This is a genomic window from Actinophytocola algeriensis, from assembly GCF_014203735.1.
Lineage (GTDB): Bacteria > Actinomycetota > Actinomycetes > Mycobacteriales > Pseudonocardiaceae > Actinophytocola > Actinophytocola algeriensis.
This window is the reverse complement of sequence record NZ_JACHJQ010000011.1, coordinates 132,099-158,773: the sequence shown is the minus strand read 5'-3', so window position 1 is coordinate 158,773 and position 26,675 is coordinate 132,099. Positions and strand designations below refer to the sequence as shown.

Sequence of the window (26,675 nt, the reverse complement as noted above, 5' to 3'; positions counted from 1 at the left end):
AGTCCTCCTCCCCGCATGTGGTCCCGACCCAGCGATACCCGCAGGTCCTAACTCACGTCGCTCGAATGGCCAGGGAACAGGTGCGCGTCCGGGTTGAGCGCCACCGCGATGTTGTTCACCGCCGTCGCCGCCTCGCCGAAACCGGTCGCGATCAGCTTCACCTTGCCCGGGTACGCGGCGATGTCACCCGCCGCGTAGATCCGCTCCCGCGCCGTCTTCATCGTGGTGTCGACGGTGACCGCGCGCCGCGTGATCTCCAGGCCCCACGACTCGATCGGGCCGAGGTCGGCGGTGAACCCCAGCGCCGCCACCACGGTCTGCGCGGGCAGCACCACCGGCGCCGGATCGGACGCGACCGCCAGCTCGACCTCGACCAGGCCGGCATCGTCGCCCCGCAGTGCGGTGACCTGAGCGTCGGTGATGATCGGCACGCCCAGCTCCCGCACCTGGCGCACGGTCGCCGCGAACGCACGGAACTTGTTGCGGCGGTGGACGATCGTCACCGACTTCGCGATCGGGTGCAGCGACAGCGCCCAGTCGAACGCCGAGTCGCCACCGCCGACCACCACCACGTGCTGGTCGCGGTGCTCCTCCAGCGCCGGCACGAAGTGCACCATGCCGCGGCCGAGCCACCCGTCGCCCGCGGGCAGCGGGCGCGGCGAGAACTCGCCCATGCCCGCGGTGATCAGGATCGCACCGGCCCGCAGCTCGGCGCCGTCGTCGAGCCCGACGAGGTACCCGCCGTCGTCCAGTTCGGTGACGGTCCGTGCCTTGCGCCCCAGCAGGTAGGCGGGCTTGAACTGGTTCGCCTGCTCCACGAGCGCCGACACCAGGTCGCGGCCGATGATCGACGGGAACCCGGCCACGTCGAAGATCTGCTTCTCCGGGTACATGGCGGTCACCTGACCACCCGCCTCCGGCAGCGAGTCGACGATCGCCGTGGACAGTTCGCGGAAGCCCGCGTAGTAGGCCGCGTACAGGCCGGTCGGACCCGCTCCCACGATCAGCAGGTCAACCTCGGACGGGGTCTCTACGGAACTCATGCGCACCTACCCGGCGTGGTGGGAGAACGTGTCCGGCAACACCACAAGCTACCCGGGCGCACGCCGGGTTGGGCGATCAAACTGGTTACATGACCGAGAATCAGTTCAGGATCGAGCACGACACGATGGGCGAGGTCCGGGTTCCGGCCGACGCGCTCTGGCGGGCCCAGACCCAGCGCGCCGTCGAGAACTTCCCCATCTCGGGCCGCGGCCTGGAGCGCGCACAGATCCGCGCGCTCGGCCTGCTCAAGGGCGCCACCGCGCGCGTCAACGAACGCCTCGGGGTGCTGGACGCCGACGTCGCGAAGGCCATCGCCGCCGCGGCGGACGAGGTCGCCGAGGGCCGCCACGACGACCACTTCCCGATCGACGTGTTCCAGACCGGCTCCGGCACGTCGTCGAACATGAACGCCAACGAGGTCATCGCCACCATCGCCACGCGCACCCTCGGCCGCGACGTGCACCCGAACGACCACGTCAACGCGTCGCAGTCGTCGAACGACACGTTCCCGACGACCATCCACGTCGCCGCGACCGAGGCCGTCGTCCGCGACCTCGTCCCCGCCCTGACCCACCTCGCGGAGGTCGTCGAGGGCCGCGCCGCCGAGTGGGCCGACCTCGTGAAGTCCGGTCGCACGCACCTGATGGACGCCGTGCCGGTGACGCTCGGTCAGGAGGCGGGCGCGTGGGCCGCGCAGGTCCGCTACGGCATCGAACGCCTCACGGACACGCTGCCCAGGCTCGGCGAGCTGCCCATCGGCGGCACCGCGGTCGGCAGCGGCCTGAACGCGCCGGACGGCTTCGGCGCGGCGGTCGCCGAGGAGCTGGCGCGGCTGACCGACCTGCCGCTGACCGAGGCGCGCGACCACTTCGAGGCGCAGGCGTCGCAGGACAGCGTCGTCGAGGTGTCCGGCCAGCTCCGGGCCGTCGCGGTGGCGCTGTTCAAGATCGCCAACGACGTGCGGTGGCTCGGCTCCGGCCCGCGCACCGGCCTCGGCGAGCTGGCCCTGCCGGACCTGCAGCCGGGCAGCTCGATCATGCCGGGCAAGGTGAACCCGGTGATCTCCGAGGCCACGATGATGGTGGTCGCGCAGGTCATCGGCAACGACGCGGCAGTCGCGTTCGCAGGCTCGCAGGGCAACTTCCAGCTCAACGTGATGCTCCCGGTCATCGCGCGCAACGTGCTGGAGTCGGCCCGCCTGCTGTCCGCGGTCGCGCGGCTGCTGGCGGACAAGGTGTTCGCCGGTGTCGAGGCCAACGTCGAGCGCATGCGTGAGCTGGCCGAATCGTCCCCGTCGATCGTCACCCCGCTGAACCGCTACCTCGGCTACGAGGAAGCTGCGGCCATCGCGAAGCAGTCGCTCAAGGAACGCAGGACCATCCGCGAGGTCGTGCTGGAACGCGGCCACGTCGAGAACGGCAAGCTGACCGAGGCCCAGCTCGACGAGGCACTCGACGTGCTCCGCATGGCACGCGGCGGCTGACCGAACCACGCTCAGCCCACCGAGGCCACCACCGGATCGCGCACGGCACGCGGCGGACGCGCGAGCCCGAGCGCACAGCCGGCGGCGACCAGCAGCGCGCCGCCCGCCGCGACCACGGTCAGTGGCTGCCGCCCCAGCACCACGGCAGCCACCAGCCCCGCGACCGGCATCAGCCCGACCAGCACCCCGGCCCGGTCGGCGCCGAGCACCGCCACCCCGGTGTACCAGCACCCGAACGCGACCGCGGTGACCAGCGACCCGAGCACGACGATCGCGGTCGCCTCGGTCGCGGTGGGCGTCCGCCACGCCGAGGTGCCGTCCAGGAACGTCGCGACCACGGCCCCGCCGACCGCGGCGAGCACGCACGACCACATCGACGCGGCGACCGCGCCCAGCCGGGCCACCACGCCCACGCCGCCGAGCGTGAACGCCACCTCGCACGCCATCACGAGCAACGCGAGCGCCAGCCCCGGCCCGTGCCACGACCCACCGCCGCTCAGCACGACCACACCGAGCCCCACGACCACCGCCCCGCCGACGGCGTACGACGACGGCCGCCTGCCACGCAGCGCGGGCGCGACCACCGCGAGCACCAGCGGCGACGCGCCGAGCATGGCCGCGATGAACCCGGGCGTCGCGTACCGCTGCCCCACGAGGATCGCCGCGTTGAACCCGAGCATGCCGAACCCGACCATCACGGTCAGCCCGACCAGGTCCTTCGCGGTCGGCACCGGCACGCGCCGACCGGTCGCGAGCAACCAGCCCAGCAGCAGCACGGCACCGATGCCGTAGCGAAGGGCCTGCGCGGACAGCACGGGATAACCGTCGAGCAGACCGGTGACCGGCACGGCGGCCCCGACGAGCACGCAGGCGGACGCGGCGAGCCCCACGGCACGCCCGGCCCGGGGAGTGGTCTCGAGTTGCACGACCACACCCTCGCCGAATTATTGGTACATACGTAAGCTCCACTTCGATGAGTGCTAACTGGACCACTTTGCGGGAACTGCTGCTCCCCGACGGCACGTCCGGCCGGGGCCGCGCCGTCGAGTCCGCCCTGCGCGGGGCCATCCGCGACGGACAGCTCGCGCCCGGCCTGCGCCTCCCGTCGAGCCGCGACCTCGCCGCCCAGCTCGGCGTGGCTCGCGGCACCGTGACCGCCGCGTACGGCCAGCTCACGGCCGAGGGCTACCTGACCGCCAAGCGTGGCTCGGGCACAGCGGTCGCGGCCACGCTGGCCGCGCCTGCGCCGGCCCCACCCCCGGCGCCCACGGCCAGGCAGTGGCGCTACGACCTGCGTCCAGGCCTGCCCGCGCTGAGCGAGTTCCCCCGCGCCGAGTGGGTGGCGGCCACCCGCGCCGCCCTGGCCGAGCTACCGGACGAGGCGCTGGGCTACCCCGACCCGGCAGGTCTGCCGGAGCTGCGCACGGAACTGGCCGCGTACCTGGGCCGGGTCCGCGCGGTCACCGCGACCGCGGACGACGTGGTGATCACCCACGGCGGCGCGGAGGCCCTGTCGATGCTCACGGCCGTGCTGCGCACTCATGGCCACGACGCGATCGGCATGGAGGACCCCGGCCACCCCGGGCAGGCGAACCTGCTGCGCGAGCACGGCCTGCGCCCGGTCCCGGTGCCGGTGGACCGCGACGGACTGGTGGTGTCCGCGCTGCCATCGTCTGTCCACGCCTCTGTCCACGCCTCGGTCCGGGCGGTCGTGGTAACGGCCGCACACCAGTTCCCGCTCGGCACGACGCTCCACCCGGCACGCAGGCACGCGCTGCTGGCCTGGGCTCGCGAGCACGACGGCGTGATCATCGAGGACGACTACGACGCCGAACACCGCTACGACCGCCCCGCGCTACGCGCGATGCAGGCCATGGACCCGAACCACGTGGCGTACCTGGGAAGCGTGAGCAAGACGCTCGCACCCGCTCTGCGACTCGGCTGGCTGGTGCTGCCCGCCGCGTTGCGCGCGAACATCGTGTCCCGCAAGCAATTGACTGACCTCGGTTGTTCTCCTCTCCCTCAGGCCGCGTTCGCGAGGCTGCTGCGTGGCGGTGGTTACGACCGCCATCTGCGCCGCACACGTGCCGCCTACCGCCGCCGTCGAGATGCGTTGTTGACGGCGGTGGCCGAGCACTTGCCCGCGTGGCAACCGGTCGGCGTCGCAGCCGGCCTTCATGTTGTGCTCAGGCTACCTGCGGGGACCGACGATTCCGTTGTGTCGCAACGATTGGATGATGCGGGCATCCACGCACCCGCCCTTTCCAGCTACACGCAGTTGGGCACGTACCCCGGACTGGTGATCGGGTACGCCGCCACCTCACCCGATCGATTACGGGAAGCAGTAAGGGAAATCGCGGTCACTGTGCGATGAGGTGAGCGACGACGCAGCTGATGTTGTCGGGCCCGCCCGCCTCGTTGGCGAGCCGCACCAGCCGGTCGACGGCCTCCTGCGGTTCCTCGTCGGCGAGCACGCGCCGGATGGTGCCGAGGTCCAGCACGGTGTGCAACCCGTCGGACGAGAGCAGGTAGCGGTCCCCCGCCTGGACGTCCCGCACCTGCACGCCGGGGCTCACACCACCGGTGAGCGCCTTGAGCAGGATGGCCCGCCGCGGGTGCGAAGCGACCTCTTCCGGCATCAGCTTCCCCTCGTCCACCATGGACTGGACGACCGTGTCGTCGTGCGTGATCTGGAAGAGCTCGCCGTCGCGCAGGAGGTAGGCGCGCGAGTCACCGATGTGGACGAGCCCGAGCTGTGACCCCTCCCAGATGAGGGCCGTGAGCGTGGTGCCGCTGTCGTCGAGCCCTTGCACGGCCTCGCTCGCGCTCCGCGCGGCGTCGTCCATGGCGTTGAGGAGGTCGCCGACCGCGACCTGCCGCACGGCTTCGACCGCGGCCCGGGAGGCCCGGGTCCCGTGGTGCCCGAACCCGTCGGCGACGGCGAAGACCTTCTCCCCGGCGAACGCGAAGTCCTGGTTGGCGGACCGGACCAGGCCGCGATCGGTGCGTACGGCGTACTTGACAGCAAGAGATGTGGACACGGCAACGCCCTTCCCGGACAGATACTCGACGAGGACGGCCGCGAGCTGGCGCTTGTCGTCGGTGTCGGCCTCGACCTGCCGCCAGTACCCCGCGACGGCCTCCGCGGCCTGGTCCCCCGGCATGGCGACCACGGCCCGGATCTCGGCGAGCGGCATCCCGATCCGGCGCAGCCAGGCCACGACGCGCGCGGTCTCCAGCTGGTCGGGCGAGTACCGCCGGTACCCGTTGAACGGGTCGACGACGGCGGGCCGCAGCAGCCCGAGCTCGTCGTAGAGCCGCAAGGCCTTGGCGGACAGACGGGACGCCCTGGCGAACTCGCCGATGGTGAGCAGCTCCACGACCCCTCCTCGTTTGGACGTCGCCAGCCTGCGCCTTGCCCCTTGGTCAAGGTCAACGCGCGGCCCGGTTGTCCACAGGCCGGATCCGCTCCCCGGAAATTGTCGGTGCCGCGGTGCATGATGGCTGACGTGTTGCTGAACGACGTGGTTGCCACCTCATCGGTGGTCTCCGCGACCCGATCCCGGTTGGCCAAGGTGGACGCCCTGGCCGACCTGCTGCGCCGTGCCGGTGACCAGGTCCGCGCCGTCGTCGCGTTCCTGGCCGGGACGCCGCTGCAGGGCCGTATCGGCGCGGGCTGGCGGACGTTGGTCAAACTGCGTGAGACCCCCGCCGACCAGCCTGCACTCACGGTCGCCGAGGTCGACCGCACCTTCGACGAAGTGGCCGAGACCAGCGGGAAAGGCTCCACGACCAGGCGGGCCGAGTTACTGAGCGCCCTGTTCGGCACCGCCACCAAGGACGAACAGGACTTCCTCTTGCGCCTGCTCACCGGCGAGCTCCGGCAGGGCGCGCTCGAGGGCATCATGCTCGACGCCATCGCGAAGGCGGCCGAGGTCGACAAAGGGACCGTCCGGCGGGCGTTCATGCTCTCCGGGCAGTTACCCGACACCGCCGCGGCCGCGCTCACCGGCGGCGCGGCGGCCCTGGACACGTTCGGGCTCCAGCTCGGCCGTCCGATCCGGCCCATGCTGGCCTCACCCGCCGAGAACCTCGAGGAGGCGCTCGCGGGCGGCCCGTGCGTGGTCGAGTACAAGCTCGACGGCGCCCGCATCCAGGTGCACAAGGACGGCGACGACGTCCACGTGTACACGCGCACGCTGCGGGAGATCACGGCCGCGGTGCCCGAGCTGGTGGAGCTGGTGCGGAACCTGCCCGCGCGGCAGGTCGTGCTGGACGGCGAGACGCTGGCACTCACCGACGACGGCAGGCCACGGCCGTTCCAGGAGACCATGAGCCGTTTCGGTGCGACCACCGAGACGGAGCTGCTGCTGCACCCGTACTTCTTCGACTGCGTCCACCTCGACGGCACCGACCTGATCGACGCGCCGCTGCGGGAGCGCAACGTCGCGCTCCACAAGGCGGTCGGCGACCTGGTGATCCCGGGTGTGCTGGAGCCGTCGCAGGAGGAGGCCGACGGCGTGCTGGCCGACGCGCTGCGGCACGGGCACGAGGGTGTGGTGGTCAAGACGCTGGACTCGGTCTACCAGGCGGGCAGGCGCGGCAAGTCGTGGCGGAAGGTCAAGCCGGTCCACACGCTCGACCTGGTCGTGCTGGCCGCGGAGTGGGGTCATGGGCGGCGCACGGGCAGCCTGTCGAACCTGCACCTGGGCGCCCGCGACCCGGACGGCGGCCCGCCGGTCATGGTCGGGAAGACGTTCAAGGGCCTCACCGACGAGCTGCTGGCGTGGCAGACCAGCGAGTTCCCGAAGTACGAGGACCACAGGGACGACTGGACGGTGTACCTGAAGCCGCACCTGGTGGTGGAGATCGCGCTCGACGGGGTGCAGGTCAGCTCGCGGTACGACGGCGGCGTCGCGCTGCGGTTCGCGCGCGTGGTCCGGTACCGCCCGGACAAGGAGCCACCGGAGGCCGACACGATCGACACCGTGCGCGCGATGCTGCCGGAGGGAGGTGCGTAAGTACGCTCAGGGCGTGCGCTTCTACTCGGACACCCCTCCGTTCGACCTGACCTACGACGACGTCTTCCTGATGCCGAACCGCTCGGCGGTGGCGTCACGGTTCGACGTGGACCTGTCCACGTCGGACGGCACCGGGGCCACCATGCCGGTGGTCGTCGCGAACATGACGGCCGTCGCGGGCAGGCGGATGGCGGAGACCATGGCACGGCGTGGTGGGCTGGTCGTGCTGCCGCAGGACGTGGACACGGCGGCGGTCGGCGACATCGTGGCGTGGGTCAAGTCGCGGCACCCCGTGTGGGACACGCCGCTGGTGCTGACCCCGGGCGACGCGGTCGCGGACGCGATGAACCTGCTGCCGAAGCGTGCCCACGGCGCGGTGGTGATCGTCGACGAGGAGGCCCGCCCGGTGGGTGTGGTCGACGAGGCGGCGTGCGCGGGTGTGGACCGCTTCACCCGGCTGAGCGAGGTCGCGGACCCCGAGGTGCTGACGATGCCGATCAGTGCCACACCCCGGGAGGTGTTCGACCGGCTGCACGGCCGCACCGCCGGGATCGCGTTGGGCGTCGACGAGCAGGGCAGGCTGGCGGGTGTGCTGACCGGCGTGAGTGCGCTGCGGGCCGAGCTGTACCGGCCGGCACTGGACGCGCGGGGCCGTTTGCGGGTGGCGGCGGCTGTCGGTGTGAACGGCGACGTGTCCGGCAAGGCGCAGGCGTTGCTGGACAGTGAGGTGGACACGCTCGTCGTCGACACCGCGCACGGCCACCAGGAGAAGATGATCTCCGCGCTGAAGGCGGTGCGTGCCGTCGTGGACGCGGCGGGCAGGAGTGCCCAGCAGCTCGGGGACGGCGGGGTCGCCGTGGTGGCGGGCAACGTGGTCACCGCGGAGGGCGTGCGTGACCTGGTGGAGGCGGGCGCGGACGTGGTCAAGGTCGGCGTCGGCCCCGGCGCCATGTGCACGACCCGCATGATGACCGGCGTTGGTCGCCCCCAGTTCTCGGCGGTGTTGGAGTGTGCGCGGGCGGCACGCGAACTGGGCGCACGCGTGTGGGCGGACGGCGGTGTCCGGCACCCGCGTGACGTGGCGCTGGCGCTGGCGGCGGGCGCGTCGAGCGTGATGGTGGGTTCGTGGTTCGCAGGCACGTACGAGTCCCCGGGTGACCTGCTGCGCGACGAGCAGGGTCAGCCGTACAAGGAGAGCTTCGGCATGGCGTCGAAACGCGCGGTGACGGCCCGCACCCGCGGCGACAGCGCGTTCGACCGTGCCCGCAAGGCGCTGTTCGAGGAAGGCATCTCGACGTCGCGGATGAAGCTGAACCCGGCGGCGCCGAGTGTGGAGGACCTGCTGGACGCCATCTGTTCGGGCGTCCGCTCGGCCTGCACCTACACCGGCGCCACCACGCTGGAGGAGTTCCACGCGAAGGCGATGATCGGCATCCAGTCCGCGTCGGGTTTCGCGGAAGGCGCACCTCTGCCCCGCGGCTGGTAGCCGACGAAGTCCGCCACCCGACCACCGCTGGTGGTGGAAGCCACGGGCGAGGAAACCTGCCGAGTGGCCTGGCAGAATCCAGTCCTTCGGCGTCGAGACCAACGCACATCAACGGTTTCGCTACCGAGTGGCTGGAGATCAGCCGTGAGAACGCATCCTCAACCACTGCGCATCCCACAACTGTCTGATCTGGTCACACAGGACCGCCGGGGTAAGCCTGACGACCGCACTTGGTTCCGCGAACGGACGTCATGACCACCCACGAACCCCCAACTGACCGATCACCGAGTGATGCGAACGACCCCCGCTGACCGATTGAAAGGACCTTTCAATCGGAGTACACACCATCGAGCAATGTTTCCGACGACAAGGCCCACACGAGCGGAAATTGTCGGTGCTCGCCGCTACCATGAAAGTACGGGGACCCCCGTGCCGATTGAACGGTCCATTCAATCGGTGACCACACGATCAGGCACACATCGCCCCACAACGGCTCAACAGAGCCAAAAACATCGGTGGCCGATGGTACCGTGAAATCAGGGGTCCCCCTGGGCGATTGAATGGGACTTTCAATCGGAGATCACACCATCGGACGGTGTTCCGACGTTCCCGACCTGAGTGGGCCGGAAATGTCGGTGCCCTCCGGTAGTGTTGAAGAACGGGGGACCCCCGGGTCGATTGAATGGACCGTTCAATCGGTCCGGCGAGTCCGCGAGACCGTGTCGGCGGTCATGCGGCCAGTGCGTACTCGACCGGCGCGCGGGACGCGACCCACACCAACTGCCCCAGCACCGCCAGCTCCGCCACGAACAGCAGCCGCTGCAGCAAGCCGCTCAGCTCGCCCAGTGCGTCCGGCATCGGGCCGAGGTGGCAGGTCAGGAACAGTGCCAACAGCACCGTCGCGACCGCGGCACCCAGGTAGAGCGCGCGTCGCCCGGCCATCCGTCGTGCCACCAGTACCGCCGTGATCGGTACGCAGAAGAACACGACTCCGGCCGCGTAGCGGTGGATCTGTGCGGACAGCGTCACCGACTGGTCACCCAGGTCCGTCTCGAACGCCGCTGCCAGCACCAAAGCCAGCATCGCCAGGCCGAGCGTCAGTTTCGGCAGCACCCCGCTCAGCAGTCCGCGAGCCGACAGTCCAATGCCGACACCGGCGCCCGCGACGCACATCGCCAGCAGGGCGGCCGGGAACATCCAGCCCGCGCCCGGGACGAACACGTAGTCGGACATCGTCGTGTTCAGGGGGTTCATGTGGTTGGCGGCGACAACGTTGAGGCCGCCCATCAGCAGTCCGGCGAAAACCAGCCCGGCCACACCAAGGAAGACACCGACGGGCGCCGGCCGCGGCGCGGTGAGGACCACGCCGCGGACCGGCAGCGAACGGGAGGTGAGAGCCAGGTTTGCCATGGCTCAACGGTCTCGTTCCGACGACCGTCAAACCATCAGGGAAACTCCCGAATCAGACCGGGGGTTACCCCTACCTATGCCCCGTGGTCCTCCAGCATCTCCGTCACCAGCGCGGCGATCGGCGACCGTTCGGACCTCGTCAACGTCACGTGCGCGAACAGCGGATGACCCTTGAGTTTCTCGATCACCGCCGCCACGCCGTCGTACCGGCCGACGCGCAGGTTGTCGCGCTGGGCGACGTCGTGCGTGAGCACCACCCGCGAGCCGGAACCGAGTCGCGACAACACGGTCAGGAGCACGTTGCGTTCCAGTGACTGCGCCTCGTCGACGATGACGAACGAGTCGTGAAGGGAGCGGCCGCGGATGTGGGTCAGCGGCAGTACCTCGAGCATCCCGCGGTCGAGCACCTCGTCGATCACGGGCTGGCTGACGAGCGCGCCGAGGGTGTCGAACACCGCCTGCGCCCATGGCTGCATCTTCTCGGTCTCGGAACCCGGCAGGTAACCGAGGTCCTGGCCACCGACCGCGTACACCGGACGGAACACCACGACCTTGCGGTGCAGGTTGCGCTCCATCACCGCCTCGAGGCCCGCGCACAGCGCGAGCGCCGACTTGCCGGTGCCCGCGCGGCCGCCGAGCGAGATGATGCCGACCTCCGGGTCGAGCAGCAGGTCCAGCGCGATCCGCTGCTCCGCGGAGCGGCCGTGCAGGCCGAACGCCTCCCGGTCGCCGCGGACCAGCTGCACCTGCTTGTTGTTGGTGACCCGGCCCAGCGCGCTCTGCGACCCGGACAGCAGCCGCAGACCCGTGTTCGTCGGGAAGTCGACCGGGGACGTGACGCCGAAGTCGGACAGCTCGGCGGTGCCCTCGCGGTAGAGCACGTCCAGCGTCTCCGCCGCGACGTCGAGGTCCACCATGCCGGTCCACCCGGACGGCGTGACCTCGTGCGCGCGGTACTCGTCGACGTCCAGGCCCACCGACGCCGCCTTGATCCGCAGCGGCATGTCCTTGGTGATGAGCGCGACCCCCTGCGTGTGCGCGGCCATGTTGAGCGCGCACGCGAGGATCCGGGAGTCGTTCGTGTCGGTGCGGAACCCGGACGGCAGGACCGCCGGGTCGGAGTGGTTCAGCTCGACGTGCAGCGTGCCGCCTGCCGTGCCCACCGGGACGGGCGCGTCGAGTCGCCCGTGGCGTTTCCGCAGGTCATCCAGTATCCGAAGGGCCTCTCTGGCGAACCAGCCAAGCTCCGGGTGATGACGTTTGCCCTCCAACTCGTTGATGACCACCAGCGGCAGGACAACCGCGTGCTCGTCGAATCGGGACATCGCCCATGGGTCCGACAGCAGGACAGAGGTGTCCAACACGTACGTCCGGCGCTGGTCGCCAGGATCGGGAGAAGAGGAATGCGAAGCAGTCACGGCAACTCCTCGGCGAACGCGCACCGACGTCCGCGTGTTCCTCGAAGGGCCAGGCACCTCCCTGAGCAGGCGATCCGTCTGCGCCGAAGCGTCAGCCGCACCGCCCACGAGGGCCGGGTGCCGGCCCCCTCGCGATCGTTGCCGTCACGACCAGGGCCTCCCGGGACGGACCGCGTGGGCACGACCCGTCACTTTGGACGCTACCCGTGGATCGGCTTCTCGGACAGGCAGCCACGCAGGTGATTTTCGTTTCGTGACCGAGACACCAGATCCACGCTAATGCCGCTTGCGCGCACCGACCCGACTACCCGGAGTGATCAACTTGCCAGTTCGGATCATCCGTCAACTGGGCGACACCTGGCGGCCACATGCCGTCTACCTGCGAAAAGACGAGAGGACTTGATCACGCAGTGATCGAGAAGCAATGACTTCAAACCCAGAAATAGTGAATATTTCGGAGCTTTGTCGCACGATGGAGTATTGACAAGGCGAACGGCGGAACGTCGATTGCTTCATGCCCGACGGAGTGCAAAGAAACGGACCCGTGACGTTTCCCGATACCCCTGATGTTGAAGGAGATGGAGCGTGTCGGCCTCTCGATGCTCGCCCCGGCGGTCGCCAGCGCGAGCCCGGCCGAGCAGCGTGACGTGCTGCGGTGCCGCCTCCCTCGTGGTCGGTGCCCATTTCCGCGGCAATCAACAACGCGGACCCCGGTTTTCCGGAGCCCGCGTTGTTGTGTTATGAGCCGAAGCGTCGATGGCGAATGGCGTAGTCGCGCAACGCACGCAGGAAGTCGGTGCGCCGGAAGTCCGGCCAGTACGCCTCGCAGAACCAGAACTCCGAGTGCGCCGACTGCCACAGCAGGAATCCGGACAGCCGCTGTTCCCCGGACGTCCTGATCACCAGGTCGGGGTCCGGCTGCCCGGACGTGTACAGGTGCTCGGCGATGTGGTCAACGTCCAGGACCTCGACCAGCTCCTCGATGGTCTTCCCGGACTCGGCGTGGCTCTGCAGCAGCTTGCGCACGGCGTCGGCGATCTCGCGACGGCCGCCGTAGCCGACCGCGATGTTGACCTCCATGCCGGTGCGGTCCTCGGTCCGTCGCGCGGCGGCGGACAGGCGGGACGCGGTCTCCTCCGGGAGCACGTCCAGCGCGCCGATGACGCGCAGCCGCCAGTTGCGGCCCGGCTCGGCCAGCTCGTCGGCCACACCCTCGATGACCTGCAACAACGGCTTCAGTTCCGCCTCGGGCCGCAGGACGTTGTCGGTCGACAGCAGCCACAGGGTGACCAGCTCGACCTCGGCCTCGACGCACCAGCCGAGCAGGTCGGCGATGCGGTTCGCGCCCGCGATGTGCCCGTGCTTCACGTCGGTGAAGCCGGCCTCCCGCGCCCATCGTCTGTTGCCGTCGAGCACGACCCCGACATGCCGCGGATGGCGGCCCGCGGCCTGCTGGGACAGACGCTTGTCGTAGAGGCCGTAGACGAGCTTCGCCGCTTTCTTGCGGAATCTCCGCCAGGCTGGTGTCACGTCCCCGCAGAGTACGCCGGTCCGCTGTGGGTGGAGCACACTGGAAGCATGCGGCGAACCGAGATCGACGAGCGCTGGCAGGACCTCGCGGTGATCGAACGACTCGTGCACGAGTCACGCACCGTGGCCGTCGTGGGGCTCAGCGCCAACCCCGCACGCCCCAGCTTCGGCATCGCCAGGTACCTGGTGAGCGCAGGCCTGACGGTGTTCCCGGTGAACCCGGCGCTGACGTCGTGGCAGGGCCTGACCGCGTACTCCTCGCTCGCGGACGTGCCGGAGCACATCGACGTCGTGGACGTGTTCCGCCGCCCGGAGCACGCGCCGGGGATCGCGAAGGACGCGGTGGACGTCGGCGCTGGCGCGCTGTGGCTGCAACTCGGCGTGATCTCCCCGGAAGCCGCCGTGATCGCCGCCGACGGCGGCCTGGACGTGGTCATGGACCGCTGCCTCGCGGTCGAGCACCGCGAGGTCGTGGGTTGGTCGTGAGCCGTTTCACAGCGTTCTGAAGGTCTACCTACGGTCCCGTAACCTGGGTTGTGTGCCAGCCACGACGATGAACCAGCCTCCAGCCAAGCATGTGAAGCCCCGCATGCGGGGCGTCATCCACTACTGGTCGTTCTGGGTGTCCCTGGTGCTGGGCGCCACCCTGATCTCGGTGTCGGCATCCACCGTGTCCGCCACCGCGGCGGTCGCCACGTCGGTCTACGGCGTGACCGTGCTCGGCCTGTTCGGCGTGAGCGCGCTGTACCACCGGCGGTGGTGGGTGAGCCTGCGCGTACGCGCGTGGATGAAACGCCTCGACCACTCGATGATCTTCATCTTCATCGCGGGCACGTACACGCCGTTCTCCCTGCTGGCGATGCCCCAGCCCACGGGCTACATCGTGCTGGGCGTCGTGTGGGGCGGCGCGGTGCTCGGCGTGGCGCTGAAGATGCTCTGGCCGCACGCGCCCCGCTGGCTCGGCACACCGATCTACATCGCGCTCGGCTACGTGGCGGTCTTCGTGCTGCCGGAGCTGCTGGCACACGCGGGCGTGGCGGCACTGGTGCTCCTGCTGGTCGGCGGCGCGTTCTACACGCTGGGCGCGGTCTTCTACGCGACCCGCTGGCCCAACCCGTGGCCCACGATCTTCGGCCACCACGAGTTCTTCCACGCGGCGACCGTCCTCGCCGCGGCGTCGCACTACATCGCGATCTGGCTCGCCATGTATCCGTAAAACCGGGTGTCGATTCCGGTTGGGGTCGTTCGACGCGTTGGCATGACTCACACCACGAACGAGCCCATCTCCTCCACCAGTCTCGATCAGTACGGGTCCGCTGCACTGCCCTGGAGCAGGCCGCGGGACATCCTTGTCGCCGATTCGGCCAACGTCGACCTCACGTTCTTCGTCGGGACCGTGCGGCCTGACGGGCGGCCGCATTCCGCTGGGGTGGGGGCCGTCTGGGTGGATGACGCGCTGCACTTCGTCAGTGGGCCCGGTACCCGGCGGGCGCGGAACCTCGAGAAGAACCCCGCCTGCACCGTGTCGACCCGGTTGCGGGGTATCGATCTCGTGCTCGAAGGCGAGGCGTTCCGGGTCACCGACTCCGAGACGCTCGAGCTGGTGGCCGCTGCCTACCGGGGAGGGGGCTGGCCAGCCACGGTTGAGGGCGACGCCCTGACCGCGCCCTTCACCGCGCCCAGTGCCGGGCCGCCGCCGTGGCACCTGCACCGCCTCGTCCTGCACACCGCGTTCGGGGTGGCCAGTGCCGACCCGCACGGGGCGACTCGCTGGGAGTTCGCGCACTGAGGCGCCCGCCCTCGCTAGCCGGCCCTGACCAGTTCCGTGAACGCCCGCACTGACGGGCGGTCGGCGCGGTCTTTCGTGGTGGCCACGTAAAGGGGCCAGCGCAGCTCCGCCAGTTGTCGCTTGTGGACGGTCTCGGGGATCGCGATTCCCGTTGGTACGAAGCCGATCCCCAGACCGGCCGCGACGAAGCCCGGGACCCAGCTCGAGTCCGCCACCTCCAGGGCGACCTCCCTCGTGAAGCCGGCCGCGGTGAACGCGGCGTCCACGATCGTGCGGTTTCCGAAGCCTTCCGGGCCGTCGATCCACGTCTCGTGTGCCAGGTCGGCCAGGGACAGTGGCGCGTCGGCCAGTGGGTGGCCGGGCGGGAACAGCAGGAACATCGGGTCGCGGGCGATCAGCGTCAGTGCCAGGTCCGGGGTGGCCGGGGCCGAGATGAACGCGACGTCCAGGCGTCCGGTCCGCAGTGCCCCGGACAGGTCCGCCGAGCCCCTCGGCATCACCTTCACGTGGACCCTGACCCGAGGATGGACCGCCCGATAGCGCGCCAGCACCCCGGGCAGGTCGACCGGGCCCACCGACGACATGACGCCCACACGCAGCTCACCCGTCAGCTCGGTCCGGACGGCCTCGGCCGCGGTCGCCGCCAGGTCGAGCATGCGGCGGGCCTCGGGGACCAGGCGGTGGCCTGCGTCGGTCAGTGCCGGGCGGCCCGGGCCGCGGTCGAACAGGGACACGCCCAGCGACCGCTCCAGCGCCTTGATCGTGCTGCTCACCGCCGACTGCACCACCCGCAGCCGGGCCGCGGCCGCCGTGAACGTGCCCTCGTCGACCACCGCCAGGAAGCACTCCAGCTGTCTCAGCTCCACCATCTCAATTCTAGATGGTAATCATCGGAAATCATCGCTTTTCAGGATGGCTCCGCGAGCACACGCTGGAGGCATGAAATCCGGGTTCTGGATCGTCGCGGCCACGTTCCTCGTCGCGATGGCGTTCTCCACCGTGCCGACGCCGCTCTGGCCGCTCTACCAGGCCGTCGACGGGTTCCCCACCTCGATGGTCACCGTCGCGTTCTCCGCCTACGCGATCGGCGTGCTGATCAGCCTCTTCCTCGCCGGGCACGTGTCCGACTGGGTCGGCCGCCGCCGGGTGCTGCTGCCGGGCGTGCTGCTCGAAGTGCTCTCCGCAACACTGTTCCTCTCCGGGCACGCGCTGCCGCTGCTGATCGTCGCCCGGGTCGTCTGCGGGTTCGGCATCGGGCTCATCACCGCGACCGCCACCGCGCACCTCGCCGAGCTGGCGCCCGGCACGCGGCGGGCCGGGCACGTCGCCACCGCCGCGAACCTCGGCGGGCTCGGGCTCGGGCCGCTGGTGTCCGGGTTCCTCGCGCAGTACGTCAGCGGGCCGCTGACCACCGTGTACGTCGTCTTCCTCGTGCTGCTGGTGTCGAGCGCACTGGCGATCGGGCTGGTGCCCGAAACCGTGACCGCGACATCGCGGCGCTACCGGCCACAGCGGGTGTCCGTGCCGCGGCCACACCGGCGGCGCTACGCCGTGACCGCGGCCGGGGCGTTCACCGCGTTCGCCCTGTTCGGGCTGTTCACGTCGCTGACGCCGAAGATCCTCTCCGCGAGCGTCGGCACCACGTCGGCCGCGCTGGCCGGGGCGGTGACCGCGGTCGTGTTCCTCGCCGGAGTGCTCGCACAGCTCTGGTCCGGGCGGCTGGACCTCGGCAGGCAGCTCACCGCCGGGGTCGCCGCGCTCGTGGCCGGTGTGGTGGCGCTGCTGCTCGCCGGGGTCGCCGGATCGCTCGTGTTGTTCGTCGTGGCCGGGGCGCTCGCCGGGGCGGGCGCGGGCCTGTTGTTCAAGGGCGCCATGGGATCGGCGGCCCGGATGGCCGAGCCGACCGCGCGTGGTGAGGCGGCGGCGGGCATCTTCCTCGCCGGGTACGTCGGGCTGACCCTGCCGGTCCTCGGGCTCGGCGCGGCCGCCCGGTGGGTGTCGCTCACCACCGGGCTGACCGCGTTCTGCCTGGTGATCCTGGTCGTGCTGACCGGGGTCGGGCTACAGCTCCGGGCCCTTCGCGCGTAGGTCGTCGACCTTCGACATCGCCTCGCGCAGTTCTGACAGCCACTCGTCCGCGTGTTCGCCGACGAGGCGGACCGCCCAGGCCAGGGCCTCGGACCGGGATCGCGCGACGCCCGCGTCCACCAGGATGTCGAGCACGAGCCGCTCCTCCTGCCGCAGCCGGGTCATCACCGGCACGGACAGGGTCGTGAACAGTTCCTCCGTGCTGCCGAGCTTCGCGCCCCACGCGACCTTGCGGCCGTAGCGGTGCTCGGCCTGGCGCGCGATCTCGATGCGCTCCTCGCGGGTGTCCTCGCGGAACCTGCTGATGCGGCCGGACTCGGCGGCCGCGCGGGCCGCGTCGTCGGCGAACTCGCCCTCCAGTGGCGGCAGCGTGCCGACCACGGTGATCTCTTCCCGGTCGACGACCACGACGGGCGACTCGGTGAACCAGCGGTCCGGCAGCCTGCCGGAGAACCAGGCGGACGCGTCGTCCGCCGACGGCAGGTCGGCCTGCTGCCAGCCGCCCCGGCCGCTACCCCGGCCACCAGGACCGCCCCAGCCGCGCCCCGGACCCCAGCGGTGTCCTCTCGGTCCCATGTCGCACCTCCTTGTTTACATGATTACACCGATACCGAGGTTACGGAAGGCGTGCTGAGAGTGGGCACAGGTTCACTGTCGGCGGACGGAACCCGCCGACTCGGTAGAGAGGAAGCTCAGGCCAGGGCCGCGGCCAGGTCGGCTACAGCGGTCACCGGGCGGTCACAGACGTAACCGTGGCAGACGTACGCCGCCGCGTTGCCGTCCACCAGGGGGCGGTCGGCCAGCAGCGGGGTCTCGTCCGGTTCCCCGGCGAGGACGACCGAGCCGCCCGGGGCGTGGTGCAGCGCGGTCTCCCGCAGGGCGGCGCGGCAGGCGTCGTCCACCGGGCCGACGATCGCGATCTGCAGCGGGCCCTTCGCCATCGCTTCGGCGACGCTCAGCCAGTGGCCGGCGAAACGGGGCGCCCTCGACGCCAGCTGGCCCGCCCGCGACACCGCGTCCTCGGCCGCCGTGCGGTAGCGGGCCGCGTCTTCCGGGCCCACCAGCGAGGACGCGGTCAGCAGTGCGCCCGCCAGCGCGGACGCACCCGACGGGCTCGCGTTGTCGCTCGGGTCGGCAGGGCGCCACACCAGCGCGTCCGCGTCGTCGGCCGTGTCGTGGTAGGCGCCGGGGGACTCCGGATCCGCGAAGTGCGCCAGTGCCGTGTCCAGCAGCGAGGTCGCCGCGGTCAGCCAGCGCTGGTCGGCCGTCGCCTGGTGCAGGGTCAGCAGGCCCTCGGCGAGGCAGCCGTAGTCCTCCAGCACGCCGGCCGCGTCGCCGACGACGCCGTCGCGGGATGCGCGGCGCAGCCTGCCGTCCACCAGGTGGGCCGTCGTCACGAACTCGGCCGCGGCCACCGCCGCCGACAGCCACCTCGGCACGTCGAACGCGATGCCCGCAGCGGCCAGCGCGCCGATCGCCAGGCCGTTCCACGCGGTGATCACCTTGTCGTCGCGTGCCGGCTGCGGACGTTCCAGCCGGGCCTCGAGGAGCTTGCGGCACACCTCGTGGAAGCGTTCGTCGTCGTCCGGCGCCGACAGCAGCCGCAGCGTCGACGTGCCGTGCTCGAACGTGCCCTCGGCCGTGACCCCGAACAGGTCCGCCGCCCACGAGCCGTCCTCGGCGCCCAGCACCTCGGTCAGCTGCGCCGGGGTCCACGCGTAGGTCAGGCCCTCGACGCCGTCGGTGTCCGCGTCCAGCGACGCCGCGAACCCGCCCGCGTCGGTGCGCAGGCGGTGCAGCAGGAAGTCCGCGGTCTGCTGCGCGACCACGCGGTACCGGACGTGCCCGGTGCGCAACGCGAGCCTGGTGTACAGGCGCAGCAGCAAACCGTTGTCGTACAACATCTTCTCGAAGTGCGGCACCACCCAGCCCGCATCGACGCTGTACCGGGCGAAGCCGCCGTCGAGCTGGTCGTAGATGCCGCCGGCGGCCATCGCCTTCGCCGTACCCTCCACAATGGACAGCGCCTCCACGGAACCGGTGCGTTCGTGGTGGCGCAGCAGGAACTCCAGCACCATCGACGGCGGGAACTTCGGCGACGAACCGAACCCGCCGTTGCGGCGGTCGTACTCGGCGAGCATCGCGGCGGCCGACGACGCCAGCACCTCCTCGTCCACAGTGGACGACGGCAGCACAGCGGTCTGCTTGCGCAGCTCGGCGACGATCCGGCCGCCCGCGTCCCGCACCTCCGCGTCGCGGGTCCGCCACGCCTCGTCGACCGCGCCGAGCAGCTGCCGGAACGACGGCATGCCGGGCCGCGGCCCTGGCGGGTAGTAGGTGCCGCAGTGGAACGGCTCGCCGTCCGGGGTGAGGAAGCACGTCATGGGCCAGCCGCCCTGCCCGGTCATGGCCTGCGTCGCGGTCATGTACACCGCGTCCACGTCCGGCCGTTCCTCCCGGTCCACCTTGATGTTCACGAACCGCTCGTTCATGACCGCGGCGACTTCCTGGTCCTCGAACGACTCGTGCGCCATCACGTGGCACCAGTGGCAGGCGGCGTACCCGACCGACAGCAGGATCGGCACGTCCCTGCGCCTGGCCTCGGCGAACGCCTCCGGTGACCACGGCCACCAGTCGACCGGGTTGTCCGCGTGCTGCAGCAGGTACGGGCTCGTCGCGTGTGCCAGCCGGTTCGCCATACCACCAGCCTGCCACTTGCCTGCCGGTGCCGCCGCGCGCCCCGTCGGGCGCCGATTGGTGCGATCAGGGCAGTGGCCGTGCCGCCGTCTCGTCCATGCCCGCCGCATGGACCCCGCGCTCGCGAACGTGCGCAACAACCATGGCGGAAGTCCGTGCGGCGCAACCGAACACGCGGTTCGGGATCGCCGAGGACAAGGAGCAGCGGGACGGGCCGCGCGTGTTCCGGGGCCCCCGCTCTCCTTGCTCGCCAACGGCATCAGGGTCGTCGCGATGACGGCCACGTGTGGGGCCGCGCCGGGCGGGGTGACGCCTGCGTACGCGGGGGTCGCGGCTGGCGTGGTTGACGGTCAACGGGGTGACGGTGTCGATCTTGCCTGTGGATAACTCGGCGCCACCCCCGACGATCGTCAGGGGTGGCTGTGGACGAATGGCGGATCCGGCGCTGACCTGCGGGTTCGTACCGTCGGCGGCATGAGGTCACTGGTGGTCGGGCTGGTGTTGGCGGTTTCGCCCGCACCGGCGCCGACGTCGATCGACAACTTTCTCGCCCAGGCCCTGGACGACACGGGGCTGCCCGGCGTGTCCGTGGCCGTCACCCACGGCGACCGGGTCGTGCACGCGACCGGTGCCGGGCACGACTCGACCGGGCGGCCGGTCACCGCGGACACGCCGATGCGGGTGGCGTCGGTGAGCAAGTCGTTCACCTCGGCGGCGGTCATGACGCTCGTCGAGGACGGGCGGCTCGGCCTGGACGACCCGGTGCGGCTGCCGAACGTGCCCGGCGGGGTGACCGTGCGGCAGCTGCTGAACCAGACGTCCGGGCTCGCGGACCCATCGGTGAACATCGGCGAGCTGGAGTCGGCGCGGACGCTCGCCGAGTACGCGGACCTCTTCGACGCGACCCTGGCGGCGCCGCCCGGCACGGCCTGGTCGTACAGCAACGCGAACTACGACCTGGCGGCACGGCTCGTGGAGGTCGTGTCGGGCCTGCCGTTCGACGAGTACGTGCGGGAGGCGGTGTTCGAGCCGCTGGACATGCGTGACTCCACGGTCGGCGGACCGGCGGCGGACGGCTACAACTCGCTGTTCGGCCTGTGGTTCTCGCGGCCGGAACTGGACGGCGGGCCCGAGGTGAACGGTTCCGGCGCGGTCGTGACGACAGCGGCCGACATGGGCAGGTGGCTCGTGGCGCAGAACGGCCACGGCCCGTTCCCCGGCTCGATGCTGACGGCGATGCACGAGCCGTCGGAGGTGGACGAGTACGGCATGGGCTGGTCGCCCGGCGAGAACGGGCTGCTGGTGCACAGCGGGAACCTGTGGACGTACAACGCGATGCAGGCCATCGACCCGGCGACGGGTCACGGGTACGCGGTGATGACCAACGGGGCGGGCCTGACCGACGAGACGGGCGACATCCTGGCCGGGCTGGTGGCGCTCACGAGAGGCGAGGCCCCGGGGACACCGGGCGGCTCGAGACAACTGTTCGAGTGGGTGCTGGCGGCGATCGGCGTGGCGGCGCTGACACTGGGCACACTAGGCGTGACCAGGGCAAACAGGTGGGCAACCCGCCGCATGAAGATCACGACCGCAAACACCCCGACCCCCACCCTGTCCCGGGGGCGTCCCGCCTTGCCAGTCTATCAGGTGGTGGGGGTGAACGCCATGGGGCAGGGCTCAGCTGTGGATAACTCGGTGGGCTGTGGACAACTTCGGCGCTGGGGGTGGATCTGCCTGCGGTTGGTGCCTTGTCTGGTGCCCGCGCTGCTGTTCGTCCTCTACCCGCAGGTCGTCTCGTTCATCAGCGCCGGACGCGCGGTGTTGTGGGCGCAGCTGTTCTACTTCGCGTTGCCGTTGACCGTGGTGCTCGGTGCCGCGGCCGTGTCCGGGCTCGCGGTCTTCGTCGCGCGGGTCGTGCGGTTAAGGTCGGCCTCGTGAGCCTCGGGGTGCTCGCCGTCCTCGGGCTGGTCGGCGGGCTGGACGTCGAAAGCATGCCCGTCTGGCGGGCCGCCGCCTACCTCCTGCTCGGCGTCCTCGCCTACCTGCACGGACGCCGTGTCGAAGAGCGGTACGCCTGGCGGATCCTCGGTGGCGTCGCGGTCCTCGGCGGGGGCGGGGTCGTCGTCCGCGTGAGCTTCCCCGAAGGTTTTTCCACGTTGCTGCTCCTCGGCGTCGTCGTGGTGCTGCCGTGGCTTGCCGGGCGGTACCGGCGGCAGCAGGCGCTCCTCGTCGAGACCGAGCGGGAGCGGGTGCGCCAGCTGGAGCGCGAGCAGGAGCACGTCGCCGAGCGGGCTCGGCTCGCCGAACGCGGCCGGGTCGCCGCCGACCTGCACGACTCGCTCGGGCACGAGCTCGCGCTCATCGCCCTGCGGGCCGGGGCGATGGAGTTGTCGCCCGATCTCCGAGTCACGCACCAGCGCACCGCCGGTGAGCTGCGGGCGCTCGCCGTCTCGGCCACCGACCGGCTCCGGCAGACCATCGCGATGCTGCGCGACCGGGACGACGCGCCACCCGTCGCCGACACCGTCGAACGAGCCCGTGCCGCAGGCATGACCGTGCACGTCGAGGAGTTCGCACCCCTGCCCGACCTCGTCGACCAGGCCGTCCGCCGCGTTGTCCGGGAGGCGCTCACCAACGCCGCCCGGCACGCGCCAGGGGCGCCCGTCACCATCACGCTCGCGGTGCGGGACCGGGTCGCCCGGCTCATCGTGTCGAACACGGCCGACGGGCCGCCAGGACTGGCCGGCAGTGGGCTCGTCGGGCTGCGGGAACGGCTTCGGCTGCTCGGCGGCCGTCTCGACACCACCCTCGGCGACGGCCGCTTCGACCTGACCGCCGAGGTGCCGCTCACGTGATCCGTGTCCTGCTCGCCGACGACGAGGCCATGATCCGTGCCGGGCTCACGGCCGTGCTCGCCACCGACCCCGGCATCACGGTGGTCGCGGAGGCGGCCGACGGGCGCGAGGCCGTCGAACTCGCCCACGCCCACCGGCCCGACGTCGTGCTCATGGACATCCGCATGCCGCGGCTCGACGGGCTCGCCGCCGCGGCGGAGCTGGCCGGGGTGGTGCCGGTCGTGATGCTGACGACGTTCGACGAGGACGCCTACGTCGCCAGGGCCCTCGCCGACGGGGCCAGCGGGTTCCTGCTCAAGGCAGCCGACCCCCGGGAGCTGCTGATCGCGGTGCGTGCGGTGGCCGACGGGGCCGCCTACCTGTCACCGAGGGTCGCGCACCGGGTCATCGCCGGGTTGCGCACGAACGAGCTGACCAGGCCGGCCACCGCGCGGAAGAAGGTCAGCTCGCTCACGCCGCGGGAGCGGGACGTGCTCGCGCTCGTCGGGCGCGGGCTGTCGAACCAGGAGATCGGGCGGGAGCTGCACCTCGCGGAGGGGACCGTGAAGGCCCACCTGACGTCGATCCTGCGGAACCTGGACGTGCAGAACCGCGTCCAGGCGGCCATCACCGCGTACGAGGCGGGGATGGCCAGCCCGCCTCCCCGGATTTGAGAGTGTGGGTCCCGACCCAGGGCCACCAGGCGCTAGCTCCTCTTGTCGTCGGCGGGTGCCTCGGCGACCTGATCGGGCTTCGGCTCCGCGTCGGCTTCGGCGGTGTCGCCGTCCTTGGTGTCGCCGTCCTTGGTGTCGCCGTCCTTGGTGTCGCCGTCCTTGGCGTGGCCGTCCTTGGTGTCGCCGGGCTCCTTGTCGAACGACTCCGGCACCCGCTTGAGGTGCTTGGTCATCGAGCGGACCAGGAACGCGACCGCGATGAAGAACAGCAGCAGCACCAGCAGGCCGACGGGCGACGACTTGCCGAAGTCCTCGCCCCGCCCACCCGGCTCGTTCGGCTCGGAGGGCTGGGCGACGACCTCGGTGGTCGCCTGCCAGTCGGCCTGCTGGTAAACCGAGTCCGGCCCGAAGAACGATGGGCCGGAACCTGAAGTCATGCGCTTACCTTCTCCGTAATCCCCGAGAACAGGTCGTCCTCAGGCAGCGTGGTGTCCACCAGGGACCGCACCAGCTCGTACTCCTCGTACGGCCAGACCTCCCGCTGGACCTCGAGCGGCACGAAGAACCAGCGGCTGTTGGGGTCGATCTGCGTCGCGTGGGCGAGCAGCGCGGCGTCCCTCTTCTCGAAGTATTCCCCACACTCGACACGCGTCGTCACCCGGTCGGTGACATCACCGCGGGTTTCGTCCCATTTCTCCAGCCACTCGGCGTACGGCGACTCCATGCCGCGTTCCAGCAGCGCGTCGTGGAGGAGCTGCATCCGCTTCCGCGAGAAGCCGTGCGAGTAGTACAGCTTCAGCGGCGTCCACGGCTCGCCCGCCTCCGGGTGGAGGTCCGGGTCGCCCGCCGCGTCGAACGCCGCGACCGACACCTCGTGGCAGCGGATGTGGTCCGGGTGCGGGTAGCCGCCGTTCTCGTCGTAGGTGATGACGACGTGCGGCTTGAACTCACGCATGAGCTTCACCAGCGGCGGCACGGACTCCTCGAGCGGCACCAGCGCGAAGCAGCCCTCCGGCAGCGGCGGCTTCGGGTCGCCCTCCGGCAGCCCGGAGTCGACGAAACCCAGCCAGCGGTGCTCGACGCCCAGGATCTCGGCCGCGCGGGCCATCTCCTTGCGCCGGTACTCGGTCATGTTCTCGAGCACGTCCGGCCGCTCCATGGCGGGGTTGAGGATGTCGCCCCGCTCACCGCCCGTGCAGGTCACGACCATGACCTCGTGCCCGTCGACGCCGTACTTGATCAACGTGGCGGCGCCCTTGCTCGACTCGTCGTCGGGGTGTGCGTGCACCGTCATCAGACGCAGCTTCTCAGCCATGACCCTTCGGTTCCTCCCTGAACGTCCCCCGGAGTCACCCGCCGTCGGCGGGGCGCTCATACTCGGCTCGGACATACGAACCACTCCGGCGGGGTGCATTGTTCCCGCCGGGACCGACATTTTGTCGCGGAGGTCTGAGGATGACCGCCCCCGGTAGCACGATGCTCGAGGACCGCTACGGCACGAAGCCGCGGCGCGCCTCGAAGCGGAGCTATTGGGTCATCGGCGCGATCGCGCTGGTCGTGGGCGGCGTGGTGGCCTGGATCGGCTACCAGAACATCGGGTCCGCCGCCATCGAAACGCAGACCACCACCTTTTCGAACCTGCCGGACGACCGCATGAAGATGACGTTCGACGTCACCAGGGACACGCCCGGGCGGCCCGCGGTGTGCATCGTGCGCGTACGGGTGCTCGACGGCAGCGAAGGTGGTCGCAAGGAGGTGTACATCCCGCCTGGTGCGGGCACCACGACCGTCTCCACGGTTGTCACGAGCAGGGGCGAACCGGTCACCGCCGATGTTTTCGGGTGCTCCTATCAGGTACCGGCCTATCTGTCCACGCACATGCCGCCATCAGGGTGAACTAGACCAACTCCCACGGCCAATCGGACATAACGGACAAGCCTGCAGCGGCATCCGTGGTATTGTGGCGTACCTGCACGGCCCCCTTGGCGGGCCGTGTTTTTCCATTCCGGGTGTCCGCCGCCCACCCGGGACTACCGCCCCGAATCCCCGGGATCCGGAAGTATTCATGAGGAGTTGGTGACCGTGAGCGACACCCAGGTGACCTGGCTGACCCAGGAGGCCTACGGTCGGCTCAAGCAGGAGCTCGACGAGCTGATCGCGAATCGCCCGGTTCTCGCCGAGAAGATCAACACGAGCCGCGAAGAGGGTGACCTCAAGGAGAACGGCGGGTACCACGCGGCCCGTGAGGAGCAGGGGCAGAAAGAGGCGCGGATCCGCCACCTGCAGGAGCTGCTGCGCAACGCCAAGGTCGGCGAAGCGCCCCGGAACGACGGTCTGGCCGAGCCCGGCAAGGTGCTCACCATCCGGTACGAGGGCGACGACGAGGACGAGAAGTTCCTGCTCGCCACTCGCGAGGAGGGTGCGGAAGGAGAGCTGGAGGTGTACTCGCCGGAGTCACCCCTGGGGAAGGCTCTTCTCGGCGCCAAGGAGGGCGAGACCCGCTCCTACGAGCTGCCGAACGGGTCCACCCAGAAGGTGACCCTCGTCAAGGCCGTCCCGTACGCCGGCTGATCTCGCGCTGAACGTCTTCGAAGGGCCTGGGTGTCGTCACCCGGGCCCTTCGTCGTTCGCGGCCACCTTCTCCAGCAACGGCCGCACCCGCGACGGGATCGGCGTCGACAACGCGATCGACGTCGACGTCCTGCTCACCCACCTGACGTCCACCACCTCGTCGATCACGCGCTGCAGGTCCGCGTTCGACGTCGCCACCATGCGCACCAGGAGATCGCCCTCGCCGGTCGTCGCGTGGACCTCGCAGACCTCGTCGATCGCGCGCAGCCGCTCCGTCACCTCGGCCCGCTTGCCCTGCGCGATCTCCAGCACCGCGAACGCCGTCAGGACGTAGCCCATCGCGGCCAGGCCGACCTCCGGCGGGAAGCCCGTCAGCACGCCCCGCTGTTCCAGCCGCTCCATCCGCGCCTGCACGGTGCCCCGCGCGACCCCGAGGCGACGCGAGCACTCCAGTACGCCGAGCCTGGGCTCGTCGGTGAGCAGGAGCAGCAACCTCGCGTCGAGCCGGTCGATTTCTCCCATCGTGCTCTCTCCCTGCGCATACTGCTCAACTTGCCCGCCAACCCTTGCCGACAAGTATGCAGATTGTCCAGAGAATCGGACCACTGTTGCGCAAACTGCCCGGCGCGA

General features: G+C 70.6%; 25 protein-coding genes. 13 read left to right on the top strand and 12 right to left on the bottom strand.

Features of this window, described 5'->3' with window-relative positions:
* Positions 1 to 47 precede the first annotated feature (47 nt).
* Positions 48 to 1,043 (bottom strand): NAD(P)/FAD-dependent oxidoreductase, encoded by a 996-nt coding sequence (locus tag FHR82_RS40195; protein WP_184815897.1) that lies wholly within the window; start codon positions 1,041 to 1,043, stop codon positions 48 to 50.
* 89 nt (positions 1,044 to 1,132) lie between these two features.
* Between FHR82_RS40195 and FHR82_RS40190 the strand changes: the two genes are divergently transcribed.
* The gene (locus FHR82_RS40190; RefSeq protein WP_184815896.1) at positions 1,133 to 2,527 is read left to right on the top strand and encodes a class II fumarate hydratase; all 1,395 of its coding nucleotides are present in this window, start codon (positions 1,133 to 1,135) and stop codon (positions 2,525 to 2,527) included.
* A gap of 11 nt (positions 2,528 to 2,538) precedes the next feature.
* Here the strand turns inward: FHR82_RS40190 and FHR82_RS47830 are convergent, their stop codons facing one another.
* Positions 2,539 to 3,453, bottom strand: coding sequence for a DMT family transporter (locus FHR82_RS47830; RefSeq protein WP_311771503.1), 915 nt, complete (start codon positions 3,451 to 3,453; stop codon positions 2,539 to 2,541).
* A 47-nt stretch (positions 3,454 to 3,500) separates the two neighbouring features.
* Between FHR82_RS47830 and pdxR the strand changes: the two genes are divergently transcribed.
* Positions 3,501 to 4,901, top strand: coding sequence for a MocR-like pyridoxine biosynthesis transcription factor PdxR (gene pdxR / locus FHR82_RS40180; RefSeq protein WP_184815895.1), 1,401 nt, complete (start codon positions 3,501 to 3,503; stop codon positions 4,899 to 4,901).
* On the opposite strand, the gene FHR82_RS40175 is transcribed toward pdxR, so the two are convergent.
* On the bottom strand, positions 4,888 to 5,907 hold the full coding sequence (locus FHR82_RS40175) for a MerR family transcriptional regulator (RefSeq protein WP_184815894.1): 1,020 nt from the start codon (positions 5,905 to 5,907) through the stop codon (positions 4,888 to 4,890). The two genes, pdxR and FHR82_RS40175, sit on opposite strands and share 14 nt — an antisense overlap.
* Positions 5,908 to 6,036: 129 nt before the next feature.
* Here FHR82_RS40175 and FHR82_RS40170 point away from each other — a divergent pair, with 129 nt between their 5' ends.
* Positions 6,037 to 7,548, top strand: a complete 1,512-nt coding sequence (locus FHR82_RS40170; protein ID WP_184815893.1) for an ATP-dependent DNA ligase — start codon at positions 6,037 to 6,039, stop codon at positions 7,546 to 7,548.
* A gap of 13 nt (positions 7,549 to 7,561) precedes the next feature.
* The gene (locus FHR82_RS40165; protein WP_184815892.1) at positions 7,562 to 9,034 is read left to right on the top strand and encodes a GuaB1 family IMP dehydrogenase-related protein; all 1,473 of its coding nucleotides are present in this window, start codon (positions 7,562 to 7,564) and stop codon (positions 9,032 to 9,034) included.
* A 729-nt stretch (positions 9,035 to 9,763) separates the two neighbouring features.
* On the opposite strand, the gene FHR82_RS40160 is transcribed toward FHR82_RS40165, so the two are convergent.
* The 3 genes from FHR82_RS40160 to FHR82_RS40150 all read right to left on the bottom strand — a co-directional run bounded on the left by FHR82_RS40160 (position 9,764) and on the right by FHR82_RS40150 (position 13,392).
* The gene (locus tag FHR82_RS40160) at positions 9,764 to 10,444 is read right to left on the bottom strand and encodes a DUF998 domain-containing protein (RefSeq protein ID WP_184815891.1); all 681 of its coding nucleotides are present in this window, start codon (positions 10,442 to 10,444) and stop codon (positions 9,764 to 9,766) included.
* Between the two features lie 74 nt (positions 10,445 to 10,518).
* Complete coding sequence (phoH2, locus tag FHR82_RS40155) at positions 10,519 to 11,769, bottom strand: RNA 5'-3' helicase PhoH2 (RefSeq protein ID WP_376706488.1); 1,251 nt, start codon at positions 11,767 to 11,769, stop codon at positions 10,519 to 10,521.
* 831 nt (positions 11,770 to 12,600) lie between these two features.
* Complete coding sequence (locus tag FHR82_RS40150; RefSeq protein WP_184815890.1) at positions 12,601 to 13,392, bottom strand: isoprenyl transferase; 792 nt, start codon at positions 13,390 to 13,392, stop codon at positions 12,601 to 12,603.
* A gap of 48 nt (positions 13,393 to 13,440) precedes the next feature.
* On the opposite strand from FHR82_RS40150, the gene FHR82_RS40145 reads away from it, so the two are divergent.
* The 3 genes from FHR82_RS40145 (at position 13,441) to FHR82_RS40135 (ending at position 15,181) form a co-directional block, all read left to right on the top strand.
* Positions 13,441 to 13,878, top strand: coding sequence for a CoA-binding protein (locus tag FHR82_RS40145; protein ID WP_184815889.1), 438 nt, complete (start codon positions 13,441 to 13,443; stop codon positions 13,876 to 13,878).
* 103 nt (positions 13,879 to 13,981) lie between these two features.
* Positions 13,982 to 14,608, top strand: coding sequence for a PAQR family membrane homeostasis protein TrhA (gene trhA, locus FHR82_RS40140; protein ID WP_260418187.1), 627 nt, complete (start codon positions 13,982 to 13,984; stop codon positions 14,606 to 14,608).
* A 42-nt stretch (positions 14,609 to 14,650) separates the two neighbouring features.
* The gene (locus tag FHR82_RS40135; RefSeq protein ID WP_184815888.1) at positions 14,651 to 15,181 is read left to right on the top strand and encodes a pyridoxamine 5'-phosphate oxidase family protein; all 531 of its coding nucleotides are present in this window, start codon (positions 14,651 to 14,653) and stop codon (positions 15,179 to 15,181) included.
* A gap of 14 nt (positions 15,182 to 15,195) precedes the next feature.
* On the opposite strand, the gene FHR82_RS40130 is transcribed toward FHR82_RS40135, so the two are convergent.
* On the bottom strand, positions 15,196 to 16,047 hold the full coding sequence (locus tag FHR82_RS40130) for a LysR family transcriptional regulator (protein WP_184815887.1): 852 nt from the start codon (positions 16,045 to 16,047) through the stop codon (positions 15,196 to 15,198).
* Positions 16,048 to 16,120: 73 nt separating this feature from the next.
* On the opposite strand from FHR82_RS40130, the gene FHR82_RS40125 reads away from it, so the two are divergent.
* Positions 16,121 to 17,269, top strand: a complete 1,149-nt coding sequence (locus FHR82_RS40125; protein ID WP_225943994.1) for an MFS transporter — start codon at positions 16,121 to 16,123, stop codon at positions 17,267 to 17,269.
* Here FHR82_RS40125 and abmR read toward each other — a convergent pair.
* The gene (gene abmR, locus FHR82_RS40120) at positions 17,243 to 17,845 is read right to left on the bottom strand and encodes an ATP-binding transcription factor AbmR (protein ID WP_184815885.1); all 603 of its coding nucleotides are present in this window, start codon (positions 17,843 to 17,845) and stop codon (positions 17,243 to 17,245) included. The two genes, FHR82_RS40125 and abmR, sit on opposite strands and share 27 nt — an antisense overlap.
* 116 nt (positions 17,846 to 17,961) lie before the next feature.
* Positions 17,962 to 19,968 (bottom strand): thioredoxin domain-containing protein, encoded by a 2,007-nt coding sequence (locus FHR82_RS40115; protein ID WP_184815884.1) that lies wholly within the window; start codon positions 19,966 to 19,968, stop codon positions 17,962 to 17,964.
* Between the two features lie 472 nt (positions 19,969 to 20,440).
* Here FHR82_RS40115 and FHR82_RS40110 point away from each other — a divergent pair, with 472 nt between their 5' ends.
* The 3 genes from FHR82_RS40110 to FHR82_RS40100 are packed head-to-tail and all read left to right on the top strand — an operon-like array spanning position 20,441 to position 23,474.
* Positions 20,441 to 21,904 carry a serine hydrolase domain-containing protein gene (locus FHR82_RS40110; protein WP_184815883.1) on the top strand — a complete coding sequence of 488 codons (1,464 nt, stop codon included), beginning with the start codon at positions 20,441 to 20,443 and terminating at the stop codon, positions 21,902 to 21,904.
* Positions 21,901 to 22,821 carry a sensor histidine kinase gene (locus FHR82_RS40105; RefSeq protein ID WP_184815882.1) on the top strand — a complete coding sequence of 307 codons (921 nt, stop codon included), beginning with the start codon at positions 21,901 to 21,903 and terminating at the stop codon, positions 22,819 to 22,821. The genes FHR82_RS40110 and FHR82_RS40105 overlap by 4 nt, the downstream gene beginning before the upstream one ends.
* Positions 22,818 to 23,474 (top strand): response regulator, encoded by a 657-nt coding sequence (locus FHR82_RS40100; protein WP_184815881.1) that lies wholly within the window; start codon positions 22,818 to 22,820, stop codon positions 23,472 to 23,474. Before FHR82_RS40105 ends, FHR82_RS40100 begins: the two co-directional genes overlap by 4 nt.
* Positions 23,475 to 23,506: 32 nt before the next feature.
* On the opposite strand, the gene FHR82_RS40095 is transcribed toward FHR82_RS40100, so the two are convergent.
* Together FHR82_RS40095 and mca are read right to left on the bottom strand one after the other, a co-directional pair.
* The gene (locus FHR82_RS40095; RefSeq protein WP_184816168.1) at positions 23,507 to 23,911 is read right to left on the bottom strand and encodes a hypothetical protein; all 405 of its coding nucleotides are present in this window, start codon (positions 23,909 to 23,911) and stop codon (positions 23,507 to 23,509) included.
* Positions 23,908 to 24,789 carry a mycothiol conjugate amidase Mca gene (gene mca / locus FHR82_RS40090; RefSeq protein WP_184815880.1) on the bottom strand — a complete coding sequence of 294 codons (882 nt, stop codon included), beginning with the start codon at positions 24,787 to 24,789 and terminating at the stop codon, positions 23,908 to 23,910. The genes FHR82_RS40095 and mca overlap by 4 nt, the downstream gene beginning before the upstream one ends.
* Before the next feature lie 140 nt (positions 24,790 to 24,929).
* Here mca and FHR82_RS40085 point away from each other — a divergent pair, with 140 nt between their 5' ends.
* Positions 24,930 to 25,370, top strand: coding sequence for a DUF4307 domain-containing protein (locus FHR82_RS40085; RefSeq protein WP_184815879.1), 441 nt, complete (start codon positions 24,930 to 24,932; stop codon positions 25,368 to 25,370).
* A gap of 177 nt (positions 25,371 to 25,547) precedes the next feature.
* The gene (greA, locus tag FHR82_RS40080) at positions 25,548 to 26,045 is read left to right on the top strand and encodes a transcription elongation factor GreA (RefSeq protein WP_184815878.1); all 498 of its coding nucleotides are present in this window, start codon (positions 25,548 to 25,550) and stop codon (positions 26,043 to 26,045) included.
* Between the two features lie 36 nt (positions 26,046 to 26,081).
* Here the strand turns inward: greA and FHR82_RS40075 are convergent, their stop codons facing one another.
* A complete protein-coding gene (locus tag FHR82_RS40075) occupies positions 26,082 to 26,567 on the bottom strand; it encodes an Lrp/AsnC family transcriptional regulator (RefSeq protein ID WP_184815877.1) in 486 nt (161 codons plus the stop codon).
* Between the last annotated feature and the right edge of the window lie 108 nt (positions 26,568 to 26,675).